The organism is Methanocalculus sp., assembly GCF_029762515.1.
GTDB lineage: Archaea > Halobacteriota > Methanomicrobia > Methanomicrobiales > Methanocorpusculaceae > Methanocalculus.
The window spans coordinates 1-4404 of sequence record NZ_JARVGN010000182.1 but is presented as its reverse complement, the minus strand read 5'-3'; the positions used below and the strand labels follow the sequence as shown (position 1 = coordinate 4404).

The 4404-nt window shown below is 47.8% G+C and carries 7 protein-coding genes; all 7 read left to right on the top strand.

Annotation, left to right across the window (positions count from 1 at the left end; genetic code table 11):
* Positions 1–447, top strand: a 447-nt coding sequence (locus QCH34_RS07500; protein ID WP_300332401.1) for an ABC transporter permease, incomplete at its 5' end; no start/stop codon positions are given.
* 523 nt (positions 448–970) lie between these two features.
* Positions 971–1285, top strand: coding sequence for a DUF2551 domain-containing protein (locus QCH34_RS07495; protein ID WP_300332399.1), 315 nt, complete (start codon positions 971–973; stop codon positions 1283–1285).
* A gap of 72 nt (positions 1286–1357) precedes the next feature.
* Positions 1358–1642: a hypothetical protein gene (locus QCH34_RS07490; protein WP_300332397.1), complete on the top strand. Its 285-nt coding sequence runs from the start codon at positions 1358–1360 to the stop codon at positions 1640–1642.
* On the top strand, positions 1632–2039 hold the full coding sequence (locus QCH34_RS07485; RefSeq protein ID WP_300332395.1) for an archease: 408 nt from the start codon (positions 1632–1634) through the stop codon (positions 2037–2039). Before QCH34_RS07490 ends, QCH34_RS07485 begins: the two co-directional genes overlap by 11 nt.
* A gap of 11 nt (positions 2040–2050) precedes the next feature.
* The gene (locus QCH34_RS07480; RefSeq protein WP_300332393.1) at positions 2051–3484 is read left to right on the top strand and encodes an RtcB family protein; all 1434 of its coding nucleotides are present in this window, start codon (positions 2051–2053) and stop codon (positions 3482–3484) included.
* A 38-nt stretch (positions 3485–3522) separates the two neighbouring features.
* Positions 3523–4062 carry a hypothetical protein gene (locus QCH34_RS07475; protein ID WP_300332391.1) on the top strand — a complete coding sequence of 180 codons (540 nt, stop codon included), beginning with the start codon at positions 3523–3525 and terminating at the stop codon, positions 4060–4062.
* An 88-nt stretch (positions 4063–4150) separates the two neighbouring features.
* On the top strand, positions 4151–4404 hold a 254-nt coding region (locus QCH34_RS07470; protein ID WP_300332388.1), incomplete at its 3' end, for a DUF2111 domain-containing protein.

Sequence of the window (4404 nt, the reverse complement as noted above, 5' to 3'; positions counted from 1 at the left end):
GGGGAGATCCTCTGGGGAGCAACACGGGGAACAATTTATGCGGCCCTGATGATTCCGGTACTCTTCCTCTTCGGGGTGATCGATATGCCGACATCGCTCCTGCTGATTCCTTTTGCATTCCCTGCCGGATTTTTATTTTCAGCCATTGGGATCTGCTTCACAGCAGTCACTCCGGGGATTGACGCACTCAATTACCCGGCATTCCTCTTCATCACCCCGATGTTCCTCTTTTCAGGCACATTTTTCCCGATAAGCATCCTTCCGCAGACGCTCCAGTACTTTGCATTTGGCTTTCTGCCGCTTGCAAATATTGTCAATGTCAACAGGGCGATAACGATGGCAGAGTTCTCCCCGATGCTCCTCTACAACATCGTCTGGGTGCTTCTGGTTGCCCTGTTATTTTTTATTATCGGGCTTAACCTGATGAAAAGGAGGCTTGTGAACTGATCTGAAGAAAAACACTCATTCATCTTCTTTTGATTCTGAAAACCTGAGGTAATAACAGGCTCCCCATTCCTTCCTTTCTCCAGGCTTGAGGCTCTGGAGATGTGCATCCGCATGCAGAAGGCAGACATATGATCCGCAGCAGCCATATACCTGGCACCCAACTGCCTTCTCTCCACAGATTGAACAGCGATGATCCAACACTCCATCCACTTCCCGAATAGATAGGTAAAACTAATGTATTCTTTGTCTTCGAAGAATGTTTTGTTCAGAAGATGAACTCCTAAAGGAACAGATTATGATGAATACAAATCATATATAAATTATGTCGTATGGAACAAAAATTGGACAGAGATATCATTTCTGCATATAACCGAACACACAGACACCATCATTATATTAACACTGATCTATTCTGTATTCATTGATAGAAAAGAGATTTCAATCGACTCTTTTTCCTTAATAGTCAATTTTTTTACAGGATAAAAGCGATACAAATATATAGGAAGAGTGAAGTATACAGTGTATGCTCTCAGCGGGGGAGATTAAAAAGGAGATCGAAGCACGCCTGAAGGCGTATCTCTCAAGAGACAGATCGGGCATTCGCAAAGAACTGCTCTCAATGTTCATACGCATACGTTCACTTACCATCTCTGAGATCCATTCACGATTGAATGAGAGGTTCAGTATCAGCATCAAAGCAGTAGCATCCATGGTCGGGACCATTGCTTCCCGTATAGGAATTCTTCATGTTCGGCGGAATGTCGAGGGAACAACCAGCATCTATGAGGTTAAAGAACAGTATCTTGATCTCATGACCCGTGTTGTTGCAACAACCTGAACACTCTTTTTCAAGAAAAACTCTGGCTCTAACAGAACTATTTTAATCAACCCCTTCCCATTAATCAGATACATGAGGAGACCATTTGGAGAGATCCCTGAAACGCCGGAGATCACCGTTGATGATGATGTTCGCGCTTATATAAATGAACGAGGATGTGACTTTCGGGTGTGTACATCCTGTGGAGGTCCGATTCTCCTCCCAACATCTATAAAAAATCCAAAATCGTCGGACATACCAATAGCTGTCGGAGATTACACACTCTATGTCTCACGGTACCAGGTGAAATGGATCCAGTCGATCACCATGCAGATGGTTCCCCGTTATTTCAGCTACGGACAATCAGATGAGTTTTGAAGAGCTTGAACATACAGCTGATGTTAAAATACGCATCAGAGCAGAGAGTTATGAAGAACTCTTCAGAACTGCCTCTTCTGCACTCTTCAGTACCCTCTATTCAGGAGATTGCAGGATAGAAAGAGAGAGGGGACTTCAGGTTTCCGCGGATACCATTGAGGATCTCTTATGGGAGTTTTTATCCGAACTCCTCTTCGTCTCTGAAGTTGAATCGTTTGTTGTCTGTGAAACAGAAGTGGTTTTTATCGAGGGCGGGCTGTCTGCTACTATCCGTGGAGAGACATTTGACCCTGAAAGGCATGGAGGAGGACGGGAAATCAAGGGTATCTCATACTCGGATCTCTTCATCAGGAAGATTGATACGATGATCTGTGCTGAGATTATCTTTGACATATGAGGTGATCTGCGATGCTGAACGGGATTCAACAAGCAGGTGTGCATGAATGGGAGATACCCGTTGGATACGTTCCCGATATGCGTGTATCAGGTCGGCTTTTTCTCTCGGAAGCTCTTGGCAGAACACTGGAGGAAGGTGCAGCACGCCAGCTTGCCAATGTTGCCACACTACCCGGAATCATCAGACATTCATTTGGTATGCCCGATATTCACTGGGGATACGGGTTCCCTATCGGCGGTGTGGCTGCTTTCTCTGAAAGTGAGGGGATTGTTTCACCCGGCGGTGTTGGTTTTGATATCAACTGTGGTGTCAGGCTGATAACAACACCGCTCACCCTGGACGATCTTGAGGATAGACGATCCATCATCTCCAAACTCTATAAGAAGGTTCCAACCGGTGTCGGATCAAAAGGATCTCTCAGGTTCTCGGGATCCAAACTGGATGAGCTTCTCAGTGGGGGATCAACTTTTGTCATCAATGAAGGGCTCGGGCTTCCCGATGATGCACTTCTCTGCGAGGAGAATGGGTGTATGAGAGAAGCCAACCCCGATCTGGTGAGTGAGAAGGCCCGTACACGGGGTATTCCCCAATGCGGAACGCTTGGATCGGGGAACCATTTCCTTGAACTCCAGGTTGTTTCCAGCATACAGGATGTTAAGACGGCGCAGGCTTTTGGCATCACTGAAGGCACCATCTGTTGCATGATTCATTGCGGATCACGCGGGCTTGGACACCAGGTATGCACCGATCATATCAGGACAATGGAGAAGGCATCGAAAAAATATGGGATCAGGCTCCCCGACAGGCAACTCGCCTGTGCCCCCCTGACCTCCCGGGAAGGGCAGGATTACTTCGGTGCCATGGCAGCAGCTGCCAATTATGCCTGGGCAAACCGCCAGATCATCACTCATGAACTCCGTCTGCTCTTTGAGGGCACATTTGGCATTGATTACAAAGAGATGCCTCTTGTCTATGATGTTGCACATAACATTGCCAAATGGGAAGTGCATACAGTCCTGGGTGAAGAGCAGCGCGTATGTGTCCACAGGAAAGGGGCAACACGCGCTTTTGGCCCCGGAAGATCCGAGTTGCCGGAGAAATATCAGGCAACCGGCCAGCCGGTAATTATACCAGGAAGCATGGGGACTGCCTCCTATCTGCTTGCAGGAACAGAAACTGCCATGCAGAAGACCTTTGGGAGCACCTGCCATGGAGCGGGAAGGGTCAGCAGCAGGAAAGCTGCCAGAAATGCTCTCAGTGGAAACGAGGTCGCAGCAGATCTCAAAAAGAAGGGGATTATTGTCATGGCACCTTCTGGCGATGCCATCGCTGAAGAAGCGCCCTCAATGTACAAACCAAGCGATGAAGTTGTGCGCGTCGTCGATGAAGCAGGACTCTCCAGAATCATTGCAACATTCCTGCCACTTGGGGTGATCAAGGGATGAAGAATGGATCTCCGGCTGTTATATGGGAGGATAAACTCATGTTTCAGAGGCTGATTGACGACTGTGTGGGTTGTTGTGAGCTGGTCACACCACAACTGCTTGCAGCCCCATTCTATAGGGGATCATTTGGAGCACTTGTCGTTCCGACAGGCTTTGCAAATAAGGAGTATTCACGTGTCCTCCCTGCCCTCAGGGCTACAAAAAGCCGGATGAAGCGTTTTCTTGAATCTGGCGGAGAGATCCTTGTTTTTGGAGGGGGAGGCGATATCCCCGACTGTTATGACTGGCTCCCGTTTCCGGTTGGATACCATTTTGAATATGCGCCACAGAAGATTACAATCAGAAAAGAAACTGATTCAGCCTTACTCCTCGAAGGCTATGACCTTGATGCATTCGAATGCGACGGGTATTGTAACGGGTACGATGGCGATCCTGTTGCAACCACACATGATGGACACCCAATCCTCATTGAAGAGGAGATTGGATCCGGTCGTGTTATCCTGACAACAATCCATGAATATCCGTCCCGGGGATTTCTTACCAGCTTCTGTGCCTGTAGAAAGGAAACCTTCTTTTAGATGGAGCAGGTATGGTTCTTAGTGTTGGATGATGCATCAGTATACCATTGCCCACAATTCATCTTCCGATGATCTGGAGCCTGTTTTAATGGCGATCCATACGATCGTCTCAAGACTCCCGGTTACAGGTAAATCGGCAGACAAACCAGGAATCAGGATTGAAGAGGGAAAGGTCATTGACCGTACCTATACCGGTCCGGTTCTCGAGGAAGCGATTGCAAAAAATCAGCTGATCAAGAGACGGCCGGAGACCGGCATATACAAAGGGGTTCCCGTCGTGGTTGCACCTCTTCGCGACAGGGACGGAGATGCGATTGGTGCAATCGGAGTTGTTGATATCAC